The following is a 17279-nucleotide window of genomic DNA, read 5'->3' as shown; positions in this document are numbered from 1 at the left end:
CCAGGACAAGGGTCAGCATGCTGTGGCGTCCGTCAGCTGTTCTTCAGCACGATCTGGTACGCCACCACACCGGCCTCGCGGCACCGGTCGATGGCCTTTTCCAGGATCTCGAAGAACTCCTTGAGCAGGAACATCTGCAGGTTGTCCAGGCGGCCGGAGTAGATGTCGCGGTACAGCTCGAGCATCAGCCGGTCGGCCTCGTTCTCCAGCGAGCGCAGCCGCTCGTTGAGCGCGGTCATCCGGTCCAGGTTCATGTGGCGCAGGTCGTTGACCATCTCCACCACCACGCTGGCGGCCTGCTCGAGCATCGCCGCGCGCGGCGCGAAATCGATGTGCTCCAGGTGCTGGGTGGCCAGCGAATAGCGGTCGGCGAACTTCTCGACCTGCTTGGGAATCTTGTACAGCGCCGAGCCCAGCGCTTCGATGTCCTCGCGCTCRATCGGGGTCATGAAGCTGTCCACCAGCGCCTGGCTGATCTTGTCCGAGGCGGCGCGTTCGCGCAGGCGGGCCAGCTTGAAGGCGTCCAGCGCAGGCTGGCGGTCGGCGTCGCGGAGCATCGCGTGCAGCGCCTTGGCGCTGTCCTGGGCGGCCTGGGCAGCCTCGTCCAGCAGGGTGTAGAACTGTTTGCCGGAGCCGAAAATGGTCTGCAGAGAGAACATTGAGAAACCTATTCGCCGTCGAGGAAGGACGGCACCGGGCGGAATTATGACGGTTTGATGTCCAATCCGGGTACTCCCCGTCATCTTCACGCTGGAACGGCCCAGTCTGAACGACTCTGGTTGCTCCCCTGCCCCGGCCTTTTGTTAAGATGCGCGGGCGCCTTCGGGCGCACTCTATGGACGACGACCCTTACCCCCCGCCGCACCGCCGCGCTTACGCGCCCTCCGGTAGCCGACATCGCTTGAACACGCCCTCCCTGCCACCAACCGGGGACGACGCCCGTGTTTGAACTGATTATTGTCCTGGCCCTGATCCTGCTCAACGGCTTCTTCGCCATGTCCGAGATGTCGGTCATGACCTCGCGCAAGAGCCGCCTCAAGCAGATGGCCAGCACCAGCAAGCGCGCCGAGCGCGCCCTGGAACTTTCTGAAAAGCCGGAGAGCTTCCTCTCCACGGTCCAGATCGGGATCACCCTGATCGGCATCCTGACCGGCGTGTTCGGTGGCGAGGCGATCGGCCTGGCCATCGCGACGTGGCTGCACGGGATGTTCCCGGCCTTTGCCTATTYGGGTGAGGTGGGCAAGGCGCTGGCGGTGGCCCTGATCACCTTCCTGACGTTGATCTTTGGCGAACTGGTGCCCAAGCGACTGGCGATCACCCGCTCGGAGGACATCGCCGGCCTGGTCGCGTGGCCGATGGGCTGGCTGTCACGGATCGCCTTCCCGGCGGTCTGGCTGCTCTCGCACAGCACCCGACTGGTGCTGCGCGTGCTGGGCCTGGGCAAGGACGAGGCCGCGTCGGTGACCGAAGAAGAGATCCGCATGCTGGTGGCCGAGAGCCACGAGGCCGGCGTGATCGACGCGCACGAGCGCGACATGATGAACCGGGTGATGCGCCTGGGCGACCGCACCGCCGACAGCCTGATGACCCCGCGCAACCGGATCGCCTGGCTGGACACCATGGCCGACCCGGAGAAGAACATCGCCACCATGCGCGAGAACGAGTTCTCGCGTTACCCGGTGTATCGCGGCAACGACCAGGACATCGTCGGCGTGCTGGAAGTGAAAAGCCTGGTCACCCGGCTGGTGCGCGATGACCATTCGCTGTTCCAGAACCTGCGCGAACCGCTGTACGTGTCCGAATCCACCCATGCGATGAAACTGCTGGAGATCTTCCGCGAAGAACAGCAGTCGATGGCGCTGGTGGTGGACGAGTACGGTGAAATCCAGGGCCTGGTGACGATCAGCGACCTGATGGGCGCGGTGGTCGGGCGCCTGCAGTCGGTGGAGAACGTGGACGAGGACGCGCTGGTGGTGATGCGCGAAGACGGCTCGTTCCTGGTCGATGGCTCGCTGTCGATCGAGGACCTGCGCGAACTGATGGGCAACGCCGAGCTGCCCGATGGCGAGGACGGCGACTACTACACGCTGGCCGGCATGTGCATCCACTACTTCGGGCGCATCCCGCACGCGGGCGAGTACTTCGACTGGGCCGGCTGGCGCATCGAGATCGTGGACCTTGATGGCGCGCGTGTGGACAAGCTGCTGCTGCGCACGCTGTCCGAAGAAGAGACCGATGAACTCACCGGCTGATCCGCCGACCCCGGCGCCGGGTCCGGACGAGTACCGCAACGAGGGCATCCGGACCCTGCTGGCGATGTTCGACCAGGGTGATCCGGACGCACGGCTGCTGCTGGGCAAGATCCTCCAGGACCTGCAGCAGAGCGCGTTCGGGGTGTTCCTGTTCGTGGCGATCCTGCCGGCGTTCATCCCGATCCCCGGCGTGGCCGGCGCGGTGAGCGGTCCGTTGATCCTGTTGATCGGGGCGCAGATGCTGTTCGGCCTGCATCGGCCGTGGCTGCCGAAATTCATTGCCCGCCGCGGGCCCAGGCGCGGCACGATGCACCGTTTCCTGGCGCGCATCGACAGGCCGCTGCGGCGCCTGGACCGGCTGCTGAAGCCGCGCATGCCGGCACTGGTGGTGCCGTATCCGGCGCATGCGTTCACCGGGCTGCTGCTGATCCTGGTCGCGGTGCTGCTGTCGCTGCCGATTCCCTTCACCAACTACCTGTTCGGCTTCCAGCTGCTGTTGTTCGCGCTGGCGCTGCTCGAACGCGATGGGATGTTGATGCTGTTCAACTGGATCGGCGCGGTCGCCGCAGTGCTGTTCTTCGGATTCAGCTCGGGCCAGCTGCTGAGCTACACGGTGGAGCAGTTCCAGCGCTGGTTCTGAGGCGCCGGGTAGAGCCGACCGTGGGTCGGCTGCACCCCGGCCACCGGGACGTCATGCCCCGGGCTTGAGATCCACGGTGCCCGTATCGGACAACGTACCGGGATCATCGGTCACCGCCGACAACACGAAATACAGCGCCTTGCCCAGCAAGCCGCCCGGGCCATCCCAGTACTCGGCCGATTCGGCGCTGACGTGGATCAGGCGCAGGTTGGGATCGTCCTTGCCGCCCGGGAAGAACACCTTCATCGCCGGCGACCACAGTTCCTCGATCTTGGCGCGGTCATCCACCACGCGCGCGGTGCCGGAGACGGACACATAGGTGTTGCCCGAGGGCGACGAGTAAGACACGTTGACGCGCGGATTGAGCGCCAGCTCGGCCACCTTGGGGCTGTGGGCTTCCGTGGCGAACCACAGGTCACCATCGAATTCGACTTCCTGGGTGCCGAGCGGGCGGCTGTACAGACGCCCATCGACGCCGACGGTAGTGAACATGGCGATGTCGACATCGCGGATCATGCCGGCGAGTTGTTTGATGTGCTGTTGGCGATCGAGCTCTGCCATGGGGTAACTCCTGCAACGGGAGCCACCATCACAGCCGATCGGCAGCCACGGCCGTGTGAATCGCAGGGTCACACCACCTTCGCATCCTTCCCGGGAGAGCCACGCCATGCGTGGCTGCCCCCTTCAACAGGGCCGGCATTGCGTCAGCCACGCATGGCGTGGCGCTTAACTGTTCGCCTTCCACGCCTGCATCGCCAGACCGAACGAACGCTTGCGTGCGGCGTGGTCGTAGATGTTGGCGGTGATCAGGATTTCATCGGGTTTGTGCCGCGCGGCGAACGCCGCCATGCCCTCGCCGACCTGGCGCACATCGCCCACCACCGCGCAAGCCAGTGCGCTCTGCACCCCCTGCTTTTCATGCGGCTGCCAGAACGCTTCGATGTCGTCGATCGGCGGCGGGATCAGGCCGGGCTTGCCACGGCGCAGATTGACGAAGCTCTGCTGCTGGGTGGTGAACAGGCGCTTGGCCTCCGCTTCGGATTCGGCGGCGACCACGTTCAAGCCGAGCACCGCGTACGGCGCGTCCAGATATTGCGAACGACGGAACTCGCTGCGGTACACCGCCAGCGCCTGGTCCATCGCATCCGGGGCGAAGTGCGAGGCGAAGGCGAACGGCAGGCCCATCGCGGCAGCCAGGCGAGCGCTGAACAAGCTGGAGCCAAGCAGCCACACCGGCACCGGGATGCCCGCGCCGGGCACGGCACGCACCGCCTGGCCGGCCTGCGCCGGTTCGAAGTAGTGCAGCAGCTCGCGCACGTCCTGCGGGAACTGGTCGGCGCTGTCGAAGTAGCGACGCAGCGCGCGGGCGGTGGGCTGGTCGGTGCCGGGCGCACGGCCCAGGCCGAGGTCGATGCGGTCCGGATACAGCGAGGCCAGGGTGCCGAACTGCTCGGCCACCTGCAGCGGCGAGTGGTTGGGCAGCATGATCCCGCCGGCGCCGACGCGGATGCGGCGAGTGCCACCGGCCACGTGGCCGATCAGCACCGCAGTGGCGGCGCTGGCGATGCCGGGCATGTTGTGGTGTTCAGCCAGCCAGTAGCGATGGAAGCCCCAGCCCTCGGCGTGCTGGGCCAGGTCCAGCATGTTGGCGAAGGCCTGGGTCGTGTCACTGCCCTCACAGACCGGGGCCAGATCAAGAATCGACAGTTGCATGCGCGCGTTCCATCCAGAAGTCATGCCACCGACATGGGGCCGGCGCTGACGTGCCGCCAGTGCCGGCAGCGGGACGCTGATTCCTGCGGTTCGGGTTCGTGAGGTTGCTCGATGAAGCTCGGGCCGCAGGTTGCTGGGCTGCCGAGCATGGCTCGGCACTACCTGAAACAGGTGACCGGCCGCCCCGGCACCCTCGGAAAACCGCCCTCAGGCCGCCCCGGTCCCCGGTTGATCAACCAGCGGCTTCAGTTCGGCGTCCAGCGCCACGCGCTCGTCGAATACGAAACAGCGGCCCGCATACCCTTCACCACCCACCGCCTCGAAATAACCGAGGATGCCGCCGTCCAGCTGCAGCACGTTGTCCATGCCGTCATTGCGCATCCACAGCGCGGCCTTCTCGCAGCGGATGCCGCCGGTGCAGAAGCTGACCACGGTGCTGTCACGCAGGGCCTCTCGGTGCGGAGCCAGCGCATCCGGCAGGTCGGTGAACTTGGTGATCGGCAGCACCAGCGCATCCTGGAAGGTGCCGTACTCGATTTCCTGGATGTTGCGGGTATCCAGCATCACCACCGGCTTGCCAGCATCGTCGTGACCCTGGCGCAGCCAGCGCTGCACGGTGGCCGGGTCGACGGACGGGGCGCGCGGATAGGCCAGCGGCTGGCCGTCATCGATGCGGAAGCTGATGATTTCCGGCTTGACCTTGGCCTTGAGCCGCGCGAACGGCTGCATCTGGCTGTAGCTGGTCTTGACCCGCAGCCCGGCAAAACGCGGGTCGGCCTGCAGGGGGGCGTAGAAGCCGTCGATGCCCGGCTCACTGCCGGCCAGGAACAGGTTGATGCCCTCGCCCGCCACCAGGATGGTGCCGCGCAGCCCTGCGGCGGTTGCCCGCTCCAGAAGGGTCGCGCACAGCGCATCCGGGTCGGCGATGGGGGTGAAGTGGTAGGCGGCGGTATTGGCGATCATCGGCCCATTATAAATCGCGCCGGCCGCACCGCCGGGCCCACCGCCGGCGGTGATTCAGCCCCGCAGCAGTACGAATGGCAGCAGTACCAGCGCCGCCGCAGCCAGCATGCCCAGCAGCATGGCGACCACGAACAGCGGTCGGCGCTGGAGGAGGCTGCCGAAGGTTTCGGCGGTGCCATCACGCAGCGCGGCCTCCCGTTCGGCACGCACGCGCACGCCGCGGGCCTCCTGGTAGGGCGCCATCAGCGCCTTGGCGCGCGGCAGGTCGTCATTGTCGCGGATCCAGATTCCGCCCCAGGAGATGCCCCACGGGCTGGGTTCGGTGCGGTAATGGGCGATGCCCGCCTGGTCCAGCAGGGCGGTCACGTCCTGGATTTCATCGTCCGCGACGTTGCGCAGGTTGAGCAGCAGTTTCGACATGTGCCCATGATAGCGCCCGGCGATGCGCTACCCTTGCGTCCCGTTTTTGCGATCCGGAGCCGCCATGCGTCGCCTGTCCTCCTACCTGCTTGCTCCCCTGGCACTGCTGGCGCTCGCCGGCTGCACCCCGCCTGGCCCGCCGCCGGGTGGCAGCATCGCCCAGTTCGAGAAGATCGATACCCAGCCGGGCACTGGCGCCGAGGCCACTCCAGGCAACAAGGTCACCGTGCATTACACCGGTTGGATCTATGACGAGCGCGCCGCTGACAAGCATGGCGAGAAGTTCGACAGCTCGGTCGACCGTGGCGAACCCTTCACCTTCAACCTGGGCCAGGGCCAGGTCATCAAGGGTTGGGACGAAGGCTTTGCCGGCATGAAGGTGGGCGGCAAGCGCACCCTCATGATCCCGGCCGAGTACGGCTACGGCGACCGTGGCGCCGGCCCGATCCGCCCCGGTTCTTCGCTGGTGTTCGATGTCGAGCTGCTCGACGTCAAGCCGAACTGAGTTTGCCGCATGCGTAGTCCAGACAGCGCGCCGCGGCGCGTGGCGATCATCGGCGGTGGCCCGGCCGGGCTGATGGCCGCCGAAACCGTGCGCGCCGCCGGCCACCACGTCGATGTGTATGAAGCCAAGGGGTCGCCGGGACGCAAGTTCCTGATCGCCGGCAAGGGCGGTTTGAACCTGACGCATTCGGATCCGCACGCGCTGTTCGTCTCGCGCTACCGCGAGCGCGCGGCCGACGTGGGCGCATGGCTGGCCGATTTCGACGGGCCGGCGCTGCGCGGGTGGGCCCACGGATTCGGGGTGGACACCTACGTGGGCAGCTCGGGCCGGGTATTCCCGGTCGACCGCAAGGCCGCCCCGCTGCTGCGCGGCTGGGTGCGCCGCTTGAAGGAACAGGGCGTGCGCCTGCATGTGCAGCACCGCTGGACCGGCTGGCAGGACGATGGCGCACTACGTTTCGACACGCCCAACGGCGAGGTGGACGTGCACGCCGATGCGGTGGTGCTGGCGATGGGCGGCGGCAGCTGGCCCGAGCTGGGCTCCGACGCCGCGTGGGTGGCGCCGCTGGCCGCGCGTGGCGTGGACATCGCCCCCCTGCAGCCGGCCAACTGCGGCTTCGACATCGACTGGACCACCTACTTCCGCGAGCGCCAGGCCGGCGCCCCGTTGAAGCCGGTGGTGGCCTACTGGACCGCGCTGGACGGCCAGCTCCGGTCGCAGCAGGGCGAGTGCGTGATCAGCGCCGACGGTATCGAGGGCAGCCTGATCTATGCGATGGCCGCCGACCTGCGCGACACCCTCGCCCGCGACGGCCGGGTGCACCTGCACCTGGACCTGCTGCCGGGCCAGACCGAAGCGCAGGTCCTGGACAAGCTGCAGCGTCCGCGCCAGGGCCGCAGTTTCGGCGAGCACCTGCGTCGCCAGCTGGGCCTGGGCGGGGTCAAGTCGGCGCTGCTGTTCGAAATCCTGGGCAAGGACGCCGGTCAATTGCCACCGCCGCGCATCGCCGCCGCGCTCAAGCGCCTGCCGCTGCCCCTGCTGCGCCCGCGTCCGATCGCGGAGGTGATCAGCAGCGCCGGTGGCGTGCGGCTGGAAGCGCTCGATACGCAGCTGATGCTGCGCGATCTACCGGGTACTTTCTGCGCCGGCGAGATGCTGGACTGGGAAGCGCCGACCGGGGGCTACCTGCTCACTGCCTGCTATGCGAGCGGGTTGCGGGCGGGGCGCGGGGTGGTGGAGTACCTGCGCAACCTGTGACCGGTTGTGCCGGCCGTTGGCCGGCGCTGCCGGATGCGTCCGACGGTGTTGCGGAGCCGGCCAGCGGCCGGCACTACCTTGGTGCTTCTGACGATGCTGAGGAGCCGGCCAGCGGCCGGCACTACCAGGTGCTTCTGACGATGCTGAGGAGCCGGCCAGCGGCCGGCACTACCTTGGTGCTTCTGACGGTGCTGAGGAGCCGGCCAGCGGCCGGCAATAGCGGGGTGGTTGCGACGGTGGTGCGCGCCGGCCGGGATCAGCCGCGTTGCATGCGCACCGACGCCAGGGCAACGCCGCTGGGGTGCGGGTAGGTTTCTTCGCGCAGCGGTTTGAATCCGGCACGCTGGTAAAACGGTACCGCATTGAGCGAGGCCGACAGCACCAGCGGGCGGGTCGGATCGGTCAGCGCCTGCAGCGCGTGCATCAGCACGCTGCCGATGCCACGCCCGCCGTAGTCGGGGTCGACAAACAACGCATCGATCTCGTTGCCCTGCTGATCGATCACGCCATAGCCCAGCAGCGTGCMCGCATCGTCCTCGGCGACGATGCAGCCGCCCTGCCCGATCAGCTCACGATAATGCGCAGGCGGCCGCGAGGCGGCCCACGGCGCGATCACCTCGGGCGGATAGGCTGCGCTACACAGCTCGCGCACGCAGCGGGTGCGCAGCACCCACAGGGCATCGGCCTCCTCCGGGCGTCCACGCCGCAATATCGGGCCCTGCCCGGCTGCATGCGTGTCCTGTGGCGGTCCGATCGCATCCRCCATCAGCGCGACTTGCTCGTGCGCAGCGCCTGGATCCGCGCCGGCGGCTGGAACGAATCACTGCGCGCATCGCCCCAGTAATCATGGAACACGGCGTGATCGGGCACCTGCCGCAGCAGCTCGCCCGGACTCAGATAACGGTACAGCGAGGCCAGCGAGCGGATTTCCACCGGCGACACCCGCCGCAGGATGTGCTCGGGTCCCAGCTCGGACGGGTGGTTCAAGCCGGCCGCGCACAGCAGGTCGCGCAGCGCGCGCACGGTGTTGTCGTGGTAGCTGTGCACGCGGGTGGCTTTGTCCACGGCATCCAGGTGACGCCAGCGGTTCGGATTCTGGGTGGCGATACCGGTCGGGCACTTGTCGGTGTGGCAGCTCAGCGACTGGATGCAGCCCAGCGCGAACATGAAGCCACGCCCGGCATTGCACCAGTCCGCGCCAAGCGCGATGGTGCGTGCGATCTCGAACGCACTGGTCACCTTGCCGGCCGCGCCGATCCTGATGCGGTCGCGCAGGTCCAGCCCGACCAGGGTGTTGTGCACCAGCAGCAGCGCTTCGTGCATTGGCACGCCGACATGGTCGACGAACTCGGCCGGGGCCGCACCGGTACCGCCTTCGGCGCCATCGACCACGATGAAGTCCGGCAGCAGCCCGGTTTCCTGCATGGCCTTGGCAATACCGAACCACTCCCACGGATGTCCGATGGCCAGCTTGAAGCCGACCGGCTTGCCACCGGACAGCTCGCGCAGCCGCGCCACGAACTGCAGCAGCTCCACCGGGGTACTGAACGCGGAATGCTTGGACGGCGACACACACTCCACGCCCACCGGCACGCCGCGGGTGATCGCGATTTCCGCGCTGACCTTGGCTGCCGGCAGCACCCCGCCATGACCGGGCTTGGCGCCCTGCGACAGCTTGATCTCGATCATCTTGACCTGGTCATGGGTGGCGTTGGCGACGAACTTCTCTTCGCTGAAGTGCCCATCATCGCCCCGGCAACCGAAGTAACCCGAGCCGATTTCCCAGACCAGATCACCGCCCATTTCCCGGTGATACGGCGAAATCGAGCCTTCGCCGGTGTCATGGTAGAAACTGCCACGCCGCGCGCCTTCGTTGAGTGCGCGGATCGCGTTGGCCGACAGCGAGCCGAAGCTCATTGCCGAAATATTGAACACGCTGGCCGAATACGGCTTGGCGCAGTTGGGCCCGATCAGCACGCGGAAATCGCTGTGCGCGATCTCGGTCGGCGCCAGCGAATGGTTGATCCACTCGTAGTCCACCGCATAGGTGCTGCGCAGCGTACCGAACGGCACCACGTCCATTTCATTCTTGGAGCGCTGGTAGATCAGCGCGCGCTGCTGCCGCGAAAACGGCACGTCCTCCAGGTCGCTCTGCACGAAGTACTGGCGGATCTCCGGGCCGATCGATTCCAGCCCGTAACGGAAGTGCGCCATCACCGGGTAGTTGCGACGCAGCGTGCTGCGTTTCTGCAGCAGATCCCAGGTGCCCAGGAGGGCGAGCGCGGCGGTCACGCCCACGCCCCAGTACCAGGCCGGCCAGATCGTGGCCAGCCACAGGCAGACCGGAAACAGCAGGATGGCGAGCATGTAAACCAGGTAACGATGCATGGCTTTCCTCGATCAATAACGCGTTCGAGTCTACAACCGGCCGTCCACCACGTCCCGCGGCCATACCGACTTGACGTCGTAGACCACGCCACCGGGCGCGAGCAGCGCGCCGATGGCGGCGGCATCGAAGGCGCGGAACTGGTCATGCGCCACCGCCAGTACCACCGCGTCGAACGCGCCGGGCGCGGCCTGCTCCACCCAGTGCACGCCACTGCCAGCCAGCGCCGCCGGGCCTACCCAGGGGTCCTGCACGTCCACGTGCGCGCCACTGGCCTGCAGGGTCTGCGCCAGCTCCAGCGCACGGCTGTTGCGCAGGTCCGGGCAGTTCTCCTTGAACGTCACCCCAAGCACCAGGATGCGCGCGTCGGACGGTGCCTTGTCGCGCCCGGCCAGCAGGGCCAGCACACGCTGCGCCACGTGGGCGCCGACCCGGTTGTTGACCTGGCGGGCGGTGTGGATCAGATCCGGGTGGTAGCCCACGCTCTCGGATTTGTGCAGCAGGTAATACGGGTCCACGCCGATGCAGTGGCCGCCGACCAGGCCGGGGCGGAACGGCAGGAAATTCCACTTGCTGCCGGCCGCGTCGAGCACGTCCTGGGTATCGATGCCGAGCCGGTCGAAGATCAACGCCAGCTCGTTGACCAGCGCGATGTTGACGTCGCGCTGGATGTTTTCGATCACCTTGGCCGCTTCGGCCACGCGGATCGACGGTGCCGGCCAGGTGCCGGCGGTGATGATCCCGGCGTAAAGCGCATCGACCACCGCGGCGACCTCGACGGTCGACCCGGAGGTGATCTTGCGGATGTCCGCCAGGCGCCGCTGGCGATCCCCCGGGTTGATCCGCTCCGGGCTGTAGCCGCAGTAGAAATCCTCGTTGAAGCGCAGGCCAGAACCGGCTTCCAGCAGCGGCACGCACACTTCTTCGGTGGTGCCCGGGTACACGGTGGATTCGTAGATGACCAGATCGCCCGGCTTGAGCACGTTGGCAATCAGCGTGGAGGCGCTGCGCAGCGGTGCAAGGTCCGGCTGCTCGAAGGCGTCGATGGGGGTCGGCACGGTCACGATATAGACGTTGCAATCGACCAGCTCGGCCGGGTCGTGGCTGTAACGCGCCTGCACCGCCGCCGCCAGTTCGTGCGGCTCCATCTCCAGGGTGTGGTCGTGGCCGCGCTGCAGTTCCTGTACGCGCGCACGATCGATGTCGTAGCCCACTGTGGGCTGGCGGCACCCGAAGGCAACGGTCAGCGGCAGGCCGACGTAGCCCAGCCCGATCACCGCGATCCGCGCCTGCACGGCAGCGCCGACAGCGGCGGCCATCAGCCCCGCCTCCGCGCGGGATCGGCACGGAAAGCGCAACGCAGGAAGCAGGAAGAACTCATGGAGGGGGCTGCGCCAGGGAACGAGTAGTACAAGCCTAACGCGGGAGCACCGCCGCCACAAAGAACAAAGCCGCCGTCCGCGGAGAGTACGGACGACGGCCAACAAGTGGTCCAGCTGCGGTTACTACCCTTTCAGAACAGCCTGACGGAATTTCCGCAGGACCGGTCACAGCTGGTAGGAAGATAATAGGCAACCACTCGTGAGAATCGTGTTACGAGTAAAGAACCGTTCCGTTACGAGCCCAGCATCACCGCCGCCGGCTCCAGCTCACCCGACACGCCGGTCCACAATTCAAGCAGCCGTGCAAAGCCGACCGGGCCGTGCCCGTCGAAACCCGGGGCCACATTGAAGCCTTCCCAGGGCCGTTCGATCATGCCGGTGAGCACAGCCGGTTCGATCGCCGCGGAGGTCATCGTCCAGCGCGGGAAATGCCGGGTGGCCACGGTTCCGCGCGCCAGTTCGCGCAGGTGCAGATGACTTCGCGCATTGGCCACCCGCTGGTAGACCGAATCGACGCCGTCTTCGGGTCCCTCGAAGTACTGCAGGAAACGGGTGCCATCGAACATCAGCACCCCGGTGACGCCGGCCACCTTGTTGAAACTGGATGCCGCCATCAGGATCCGATCGATATCCGATGCCTGGATCCCTTCAAAGGCGACGCTGGTATAGGCGATCGCACGCAATGGCATGCTCGTGTAGCCCCCTGTTGACTACCCAGACTATGCCACGAAGCTGTACACCCAGGTCGATGAGAACTGTGCGCGCCAGCACACGCTGACCTGCGTACAGATGCCGCAGGCTCAGGGCGCTTCCACCTGGAGGCCGTCCTGCTCCAGACGGGCCAGGTAGCCGCCCGGCTGCACCAGCGTATGCACCGGGACGACCGCGAAGGTCGTCGCGTTGCGAGCCAGTGCCGCGCGCGCCACCTGCAGCCACTTGTCGGCCGCCTGCTGCTCCACGCCCAGCAGCCCAYGGCGCCGGCCGAACTCGCTGTCGGCGACCGCGCCGACGCAGGCGTCGTACTGGCTCTGCACCGCCAGCCGCTGCAGCGTCTCTGTGTCGCCCACCGACCACGCATTGGCGCGTTCCACCAGCAGCGGCAACTGGTGTTCCACCACGTCCAGGGTGCGCTGGAAGCACTGCACGTCCTGCAATGTGCTGGCGCGCACTTCCTTGAGTGCCTGGCGCGGATCATCGACCTTGATCACCACCCGGGTCACCACCGGCTTCAACCCGCGCGCCTTGTAGGCCTTGTCCAGAATGGCGGACACCGGCGTGCCGCGGCCGAGCCCGACCGACTTCAACGCTTCGGCATACAGGCGGGTCGCCGCGACCAGCGGACGATCCTTTTCCACCCCGCCGTCGCGGCCCAGATAGCGTTGTTTGAGCGGCAGCCAGCGCGCGTACAGCGGCGCCGGCAGGATCTCCTCCAGCCGTCGCCCCTGCGGATCGTGTGCGGCCTTCATTGCCGAAGGCAACAGGGTCAGGCCCTTGAAGAAGCCGACGTCGGCATCGACGGTCCAGCCCGGGGTGCCGAGCACTTCGCCGGCGCTGGCGATCACCGCCTGGACCTCATCGGCACGCCACTCCAGCTTGGCCGGGAGCGGCGACACCGTGCCCAGAATCCAAAGCACATGCCCGTTGCCGGCGGTCACCTTCCACATGCCCGGTCCGGGCTGTACGCCGGACACCACCACCGGTGCCAGATCAACCACCGTCGGCGGCGTGCCACGGGGCGGGCTCTGCGCCTGCACTCCCGCTGCGCACGCCATCGCCGCTATGAGCATGCCTGCCATCCGTGTCCGTGCCGCGCTGGCCATGTTGCCTTGCCTGTGTTGGGGGTCGAGCGCAGCCTACGGGGGCCCGCGCACGGCTGCGTAAAGTTTGCGTTTGGCCGCCGCACGCATAATGCAGCGACCGGTCACAAGGAGAATGCCCATCGACACCCTGCGCAACGCCCAGACCCTCGCCCGCCGCGCCCACGCCAGCCAGATCGACAAGGCCGGCCAGCCCTACATCGGCCACGTCGCACGCGTGGCTGCCCGCGTGCAGGGGGATGCCGACGCCGAAGCGGTGGCCTGGCTGCACGACGTGGTCGAAGACTGCCCTGCGTTCTCCGCCGAGGTGGCATCGTTCCCCGCGCACATCCGTGCCGCGGTGGCGTGCCTGACGCGGCGCAAGGATCTCCCTGCGGAGGACTACTACGCCGCCATCCGCGCCAACCCGCTGGCGTTGAAGGTCAAGCTGGCCGACATCGCCGACAACAGCGACCCGGCCCGCCTGCGCTACCTGCCGGCCGACGTGCAGCAGCGATTGGCCGACAAGTACGCGCATGCGCTGCTGGCGCTGGGCGCTGCGCTGCCGTCGGCTCCGGCCTGATCACCCCGGCCGCGGCGGCACGCCCCGTCATCGCGGCGTCGGCGCATCCCGGTAGGGCTCTTCGAACGGGCGGAAATCCTGCTCGGCCAGGGCACCCGCCACCCACTGCTGCACACCCGCCAGCGCCAGCACCGCGTCCAGGTAGCGCTGTACGCGAGGCGTGACCGGCAGCGAATAGGTCGTCAGACGCATCACCACCGGCGCGAAGAACGCATCGGCGATACTGAAACGATCGAACAACAGCGCACCGTCATGCCGCGCGAGCAGGTCCTCCCACAACGACTGCACCCGCTGCAGGTCTTCGACCACCGCCGGTTGCTCGCGCAGCACGCGCGCGCCGACCTCGGGCAGGCTCGCCTCGATATTCATCGGGAAGTACTGGCGTAACGCACCAAAGCCGCTGTGCATCTGCGCGCAGACGCTGCGTGCGCGTGCGCGCTCGGCCACCGCCTGGGGCCACAGGTGCTTGTCCGGGAAACGTTCGGACAGGTACTCGGCGATCGCCAGCGTGTCCCACACCACCAGATCGCCATCCACCAGCACCGGCACCGTGGCCGAGGGCGACAGCGCCGTGGCCTGGCGCTTGAACTGCGAATCCGGATCGAAACTGTCGAAGCGCAGCAACACTTCGTCGAACGCGATCCCGGCCTGGGTCATCAGCACCCACGGGCGCATCGACCAGGACGAGTAGTTCTTGTTGCCGATATGGAGGGTGAGCATGGCGGTCGCTGCGCGGGCAGGAAGGGAACCGCCATGCTAGCGGCAAAAACCACCGCGTTTACGTCACACTGTTGGTGCCCGGAGCCGGAATCGAACCGGCATGGAGTTGCCTCCGGCGGATTTTAAGTCCGATGCGTCTACCAGTTTCGCCATCCGGGCCACGGCGCGCATAGGGTGCCTGATCCGGCCCGATTTGGGAATGCGACGGCTCACAGGTCGGGCATGCCCACCTGCGTGGGGGCGTCGGGGTGATAGAGGATGCGCGCTCGCTCGCGTGGGATGCGGTCCAGGTCCAGCAGGCTGATCACCTTGCGCACGGTAGCGGTATGCGCGCGGCCCTGGCGGTCCTCGAACGCCAGGCTGAATTCGAACTCCGGCTGCTGATTGACCTCCGCCCCGGTCTGGCGCACCTGCACGACCCGTGCCTCGGTGCCAACGCCACGGTAGTTCAACGCCTCGGCACGGCGATCAATCCCGACCCTGCGGGTAAACAGCCAACCCAGCAGCAGATAGACGCACAGGCTCGCCGGCATGACGATCAGCGGGTGCCACGGCGTGAGGAAGGTCCATCCCTGCCCCTGGCTCTGGTCGCTCCACGACCACGCGTAGTAGCCCAGCAGCGTCGCCAGCAGGAGCACACCGATCACGCCGCGCCGAATCACCCGCGCATGGTCCACTTCCGGCATTGCCGCCTCCAGCAGCAGGTTCGGGTAGCGGCCAGGATCGTCGCTGAGCAGTGCGTCGAGGGTGTTGCCCACGGCGAAGCGGTGCAGCTGCGGCTTGCTGTCCACGGCCAGCATCTCGTCCTGGATCGGCGTGCCCGACAGGTTGTCGAAGGCCAGTATCAGGTTCCAGACCGGCCAACCGCGCAGGCGCCGCCCGGTGTCCTTCGCCTGCACCACGCGTGCCCGGCGGCGTATCGCCGCGCGCTGGATCGCCTGCGAACGCGCCCGCGCCCGGAACGGGGCCATCAGCAGCGTCCACGCATAGGCCCAGGCCAGCAGTGACCACAGCGCTGTCGACACGACCAGCAACAGCCCGCCCCATCCCGGCGCGACCCGATCGACGTCGTCCACCGGATAACCGAGCGTGTAATACAGGATGCACGGGAACGCGATCGCAAAGAACAGCAGGTACACCGCCCAGAAATACAGCATCTTCTTCATGCACCGCTCCGCTCACCGAGGCCAGCGGAGCGTACTACACGCGTGTGTCCGCACCGATGACCTGCGATCAGATGGCCCGCGAGTAGCGCGCCGGCTGATCCGGGCGTGCCAGGTAGCGGTCGAAGCACATCGCCAGCAGGCGCAGCAGTGGTCGACCGCGTTCGGTGGTGCGCACCACGCCGTCGGTGTACTCGGCCAGGCCATCGCGCTGCAGGGCATCGAGCGCGACCAGCGCATCGGCAAAGTACGCCTCGAAGTCAACGCCATGCCGCCGCGCCAGTGCGCCACCGTCCACTTCCCCCTGGCACATCAGCTGGCCGATCAGCTCGGCGCGCAGCACATCGTCGGCGTCCAGCTGCAGGCCGCGCCAGACCGGCAGGCGACCGCCATCCACGGCCGCCTCCCAGCCCGGCAGCTCGCGCGGGTTCTGGCTGTAGCTGTTACCGATATGGCTGATCGCACTGGCGCCCAGTCCGACCAGGTCGGTGTCGGCATGGGTGGTGTAGCCCATGAAGTTGCGGTGCAGCTGGCCGGCACGCTGCGCCTGTGAGAGGTCTTCGTCGGGCAGCGCGAAGTGGTCCATCCCCACGTACTGGTACCCGGCCAGCGACAGTCGGCGCACCGCCAGTCCCAGCAGGGCCAGCTTCTGTTCGGGGCTGGGCAGCGCCTCATCGGGGATCTGCCGCTGCGCCTTGAACAGCTGCGGCAGGTGCGCATATCCGTAGATGGCCAGGCGGTCCGGGCGCTCGCGCAGCACCGTTTCCAGGGTCTGCGCGAAGCCGGCGAGGGTCTGGTGYGGCAGCCCGTAGATGAGGTCCACGTTGACCGAGCGCAGGCCGTGGTCGCGGCAGGCGCGCAGGATGTCCAGCGTCTGCTCCACGTCCTGCACGCGGTTGATCGCCCGCTGCACCACCGGATCGAAATCCTGGATACCCAGGCTGGCGCGGTTGAAACCGAGCGAAGCGAGCGTGGCGATGTCGGCGCGGCTGACGAAGCGCGGGTCCAGTTCGATCGAGAAATCGCGGCTGGCCGCGCTGCTGAAACGAAAGCGCTGGCGCAGCCCGTCGACCAGTTCGCGCAGCTGCGCGGCAGCGAGGAAGTTCGGCGTGCCACCGCCAAGGTGCAGCTGGATCACCTCGCGCGAGACATCGAACAACGGTGCGATCTGGTCCGCCTCGCTCAGTACGCGCGCCACGTAGGCCACGCCCTTGCCGTGGTCGCGGGTAATCACCCGGTTGCAGCCGCAGTAGAAGCACGGGCTGCTGCAGTACGGCACGTGCACGTACAAGGACAACGGACGGGCGCAGGCGTTGCTGGCGCTGATCGCCGCGCGCAGCTGGTGCTCGCCGAAGCCATCGTGGAAATGCGGCGCGGTCGGATAGGAGGTGTAGCGCGGGCCGGGCCGGTCGTGGCGACGCAGCAGTTCCGGGTCGAAGTGCCAGGCAAGCCCGGCGGCGGCAGGCGAGATCGTGTCCATGCCTGACAGCTTGCGCGCG

At 67.5% G+C, this 17279-nt stretch carries 18 protein-coding genes and 1 tRNA gene; 5 read left to right on the top strand and 14 right to left on the bottom strand.

The genetic code is table 11. From position 1 onward, the window contains the following. Positions 1–32: 32 nt before the first annotated feature. Positions 33–659, bottom strand: coding sequence for a DUF47 domain-containing protein (locus AC1DQP_RS01240; protein ID WP_256776143.1), 627 nt, complete (start codon positions 657–659; stop codon positions 33–35). A 282-nt stretch (positions 660–941) separates the two neighbouring features. Here AC1DQP_RS01240 and AC1DQP_RS01235 point away from each other — a divergent pair, with 282 nt between their 5' ends. Both AC1DQP_RS01235 and AC1DQP_RS01230 read left to right on the top strand, forming a co-directional pair. Then, on the top strand, positions 942–2252 hold the full coding sequence (locus tag AC1DQP_RS01235; protein ID WP_478050972.1) for a hemolysin family protein: 1311 nt from the start codon (positions 942–944) through the stop codon (positions 2250–2252). Continuing rightward, the gene (locus AC1DQP_RS01230; protein WP_256776145.1) at positions 2236–2892 is read left to right on the top strand and encodes an exopolysaccharide biosynthesis protein; all 657 of its coding nucleotides are present in this window, start codon (positions 2236–2238) and stop codon (positions 2890–2892) included. Before AC1DQP_RS01235 ends, AC1DQP_RS01230 begins: the two co-directional genes overlap by 17 nt. Before the next feature lie 51 nt (positions 2893–2943). Here AC1DQP_RS01230 and AC1DQP_RS01225 read toward each other — a convergent pair whose 3' ends face one another. The 4 genes from AC1DQP_RS01225 to AC1DQP_RS01210 form a co-directional block, all read right to left on the bottom strand. Then, complete coding sequence (locus tag AC1DQP_RS01225; protein ID WP_256776146.1) at positions 2944–3453, bottom strand: pyridoxamine 5'-phosphate oxidase family protein; 510 nt, start codon at positions 3451–3453, stop codon at positions 2944–2946. Between the two features lie 165 nt (positions 3454–3618). Next, positions 3619–4605 (bottom strand): LLM class flavin-dependent oxidoreductase, encoded by a 987-nt coding sequence (locus AC1DQP_RS01220; protein ID WP_256776147.1) that lies wholly within the window; start codon positions 4603–4605, stop codon positions 3619–3621. A gap of 207 nt (positions 4606–4812) precedes the next feature. Next, positions 4813–5568, bottom strand: coding sequence for a sulfurtransferase (locus AC1DQP_RS01215; RefSeq protein ID WP_478050971.1), 756 nt, complete (start codon positions 5566–5568; stop codon positions 4813–4815). Between the two features lie 54 nt (positions 5569–5622). Continuing rightward, the gene (locus AC1DQP_RS01210) at positions 5623–5988 is read right to left on the bottom strand and encodes a DUF6164 family protein (protein ID WP_457320005.1); all 366 of its coding nucleotides are present in this window, start codon (positions 5986–5988) and stop codon (positions 5623–5625) included. A 64-nt stretch (positions 5989–6052) separates the two neighbouring features. On the opposite strand from AC1DQP_RS01210, the gene AC1DQP_RS01205 reads away from it, so the two are divergent. Both AC1DQP_RS01205 and AC1DQP_RS01200 read left to right on the top strand, forming a co-directional pair. Next, positions 6053–6493 carry an FKBP-type peptidyl-prolyl cis-trans isomerase gene (locus AC1DQP_RS01205; protein ID WP_256776150.1) on the top strand — a complete coding sequence of 147 codons (441 nt, stop codon included), beginning with the start codon at positions 6053–6055 and terminating at the stop codon, positions 6491–6493. Between the two features lie 9 nt (positions 6494–6502). Beyond that, positions 6503–7750, top strand: coding sequence for a TIGR03862 family flavoprotein (locus AC1DQP_RS01200; RefSeq protein ID WP_478050970.1), 1248 nt, complete (start codon positions 6503–6505; stop codon positions 7748–7750). Positions 7751–8006: 256 nt separating this feature from the next. Here the strand turns inward: AC1DQP_RS01200 and AC1DQP_RS01195 are convergent, their stop codons facing one another. From AC1DQP_RS01195 to AC1DQP_RS01175, 5 genes are all read right to left on the bottom strand, one after another. After that, positions 8007–8516: a GNAT family N-acetyltransferase gene (locus AC1DQP_RS01195; protein WP_478050969.1), complete on the bottom strand. Its 510-nt coding sequence runs from the start codon at positions 8514–8516 to the stop codon at positions 8007–8009. Then, positions 8516–10138, bottom strand: a complete 1623-nt coding sequence (locus tag AC1DQP_RS01190; protein WP_256776153.1) for an FMN-binding glutamate synthase family protein — start codon at positions 10136–10138, stop codon at positions 8516–8518. The genes AC1DQP_RS01195 and AC1DQP_RS01190 overlap by 1 nt, the downstream gene beginning before the upstream one ends. A 30-nt stretch (positions 10139–10168) precedes the next feature. Then, positions 10169–11455: a nucleotide sugar dehydrogenase gene (locus AC1DQP_RS01185; RefSeq protein WP_478050968.1), complete on the bottom strand. Its 1287-nt coding sequence runs from the start codon at positions 11453–11455 to the stop codon at positions 10169–10171. Positions 11456–11751: 296 nt separating this feature from the next. After that, positions 11752–12207: a BLUF domain-containing protein gene (locus AC1DQP_RS01180; RefSeq protein ID WP_457320479.1), complete on the bottom strand. Its 456-nt coding sequence runs from the start codon at positions 12205–12207 to the stop codon at positions 11752–11754. Positions 12208–12318: 111 nt separating this feature from the next. Next, on the bottom strand, positions 12319–13314 hold the full coding sequence (locus tag AC1DQP_RS01175) for a TraB/GumN family protein (RefSeq protein WP_478050967.1): 996 nt from the start codon (positions 13312–13314) through the stop codon (positions 12319–12321). Positions 13315–13450: 136 nt separating this feature from the next. Here AC1DQP_RS01175 and AC1DQP_RS01170 point away from each other — a divergent pair, with 136 nt between their 5' ends. Next, positions 13451–13897, top strand: a complete 447-nt coding sequence (locus tag AC1DQP_RS01170) for a phosphohydrolase (protein WP_457320475.1) — start codon at positions 13451–13453, stop codon at positions 13895–13897. Positions 13898–13924: 27 nt separating this feature from the next. On the opposite strand, the gene AC1DQP_RS01165 is transcribed toward AC1DQP_RS01170, so the two are convergent. The 4 genes from AC1DQP_RS01165 to hemN form a co-directional block, all read right to left on the bottom strand. Beyond that, positions 13925–14617 carry a glutathione S-transferase family protein gene (locus AC1DQP_RS01165; RefSeq protein ID WP_457320473.1) on the bottom strand — a complete coding sequence of 231 codons (693 nt, stop codon included), beginning with the start codon at positions 14615–14617 and terminating at the stop codon, positions 13925–13927. Positions 14618–14689: 72 nt separating this feature from the next. Continuing rightward, positions 14690–14776 (bottom strand) — tRNA-Leu (locus tag AC1DQP_RS01160). Between the two features lie 50 nt (positions 14777–14826). Continuing rightward, positions 14827–15783 carry a hypothetical protein gene (locus AC1DQP_RS01155; protein WP_478050966.1) on the bottom strand — a complete coding sequence of 319 codons (957 nt, stop codon included), beginning with the start codon at positions 15781–15783 and terminating at the stop codon, positions 14827–14829. 67 nt (positions 15784–15850) lie between these two features. Then, positions 15851–17260 carry an oxygen-independent coproporphyrinogen III oxidase gene (hemN, locus tag AC1DQP_RS01150; protein ID WP_478050965.1) on the bottom strand — a complete coding sequence of 470 codons (1410 nt, stop codon included), beginning with the start codon at positions 17258–17260 and terminating at the stop codon, positions 15851–15853. Positions 17261–17279: the final 19 nt, after the last annotated feature.

It is taken from the genome of Stenotrophomonas sp. P5_A8 (genome assembly GCF_056400545.1).
The sequence above is the reverse complement of the archived record's forward strand: the minus strand, read 5'-3'. Positions and strand labels throughout refer to the sequence as shown.

Coding starts and splice junctions, on each gene's coding strand:
- AC1DQP_RS01220 (WP_256776147.1), bottom strand. CDS start 4,605: ATGCAACTGTCGATTCTTGATCTGGCCCCGGTCTGTGAGGGCAGTGAC.
- AC1DQP_RS01215 (WP_478050971.1), bottom strand. CDS start 5,568: ATGATCGCCAATACCGCCGCCTACCACTTCACCCCCATCGCCGACCCG.
- AC1DQP_RS01165 (WP_457320473.1), bottom strand. CDS start 14,617: ATGCTCACCCTCCATATCGGCAACAAGAACTACTCGTCCTGGTCGATG.
- AC1DQP_RS01155 (WP_478050966.1), bottom strand. CDS start 15,783: ATGAAGAAGATGCTGTATTTCTGGGCGGTGTACCTGCTGTTCTTTGCG.
- AC1DQP_RS01230 (WP_256776145.1), top strand. CDS start 2,236: ATGAACTCACCGGCTGATCCGCCGACCCCGGCGCCGGGTCCGGACGAG.
- AC1DQP_RS01200 (WP_478050970.1), top strand. CDS start 6,503: ATGCGTAGTCCAGACAGCGCGCCGCGGCGCGTGGCGATCATCGGCGGT.
- AC1DQP_RS01190 (WP_256776153.1), bottom strand. CDS start 10,138: ATGCATCGTTACCTGGTTTACATGCTCGCCATCCTGCTGTTTCCGGTC.
- AC1DQP_RS01225 (WP_256776146.1), bottom strand. CDS start 3,453: ATGGCAGAGCTCGATCGCCAACAGCACATCAAACAACTCGCCGGCATG.
- AC1DQP_RS01205 (WP_256776150.1), top strand. CDS start 6,053: ATGCGTCGCCTGTCCTCCTACCTGCTTGCTCCCCTGGCACTGCTGGCG.
- AC1DQP_RS01170 (WP_457320475.1), top strand. CDS start 13,451: ATGCCCATCGACACCCTGCGCAACGCCCAGACCCTCGCCCGCCGCGCC.
- AC1DQP_RS01210 (WP_457320005.1), bottom strand. CDS start 5,988: ATGTCGAAACTGCTGCTCAACCTGCGCAACGTCGCGGACGATGAAATC.
- AC1DQP_RS01185 (WP_478050968.1), bottom strand. CDS start 11,455: ATGGCCGCCGCTGTCGGCGCTGCCGTGCAGGCGCGGATCGCGGTGATC.
- AC1DQP_RS01180 (WP_457320479.1), bottom strand. CDS start 12,207: ATGCCATTGCGTGCGATCGCCTATACCAGCGTCGCCTTTGAAGGGATC.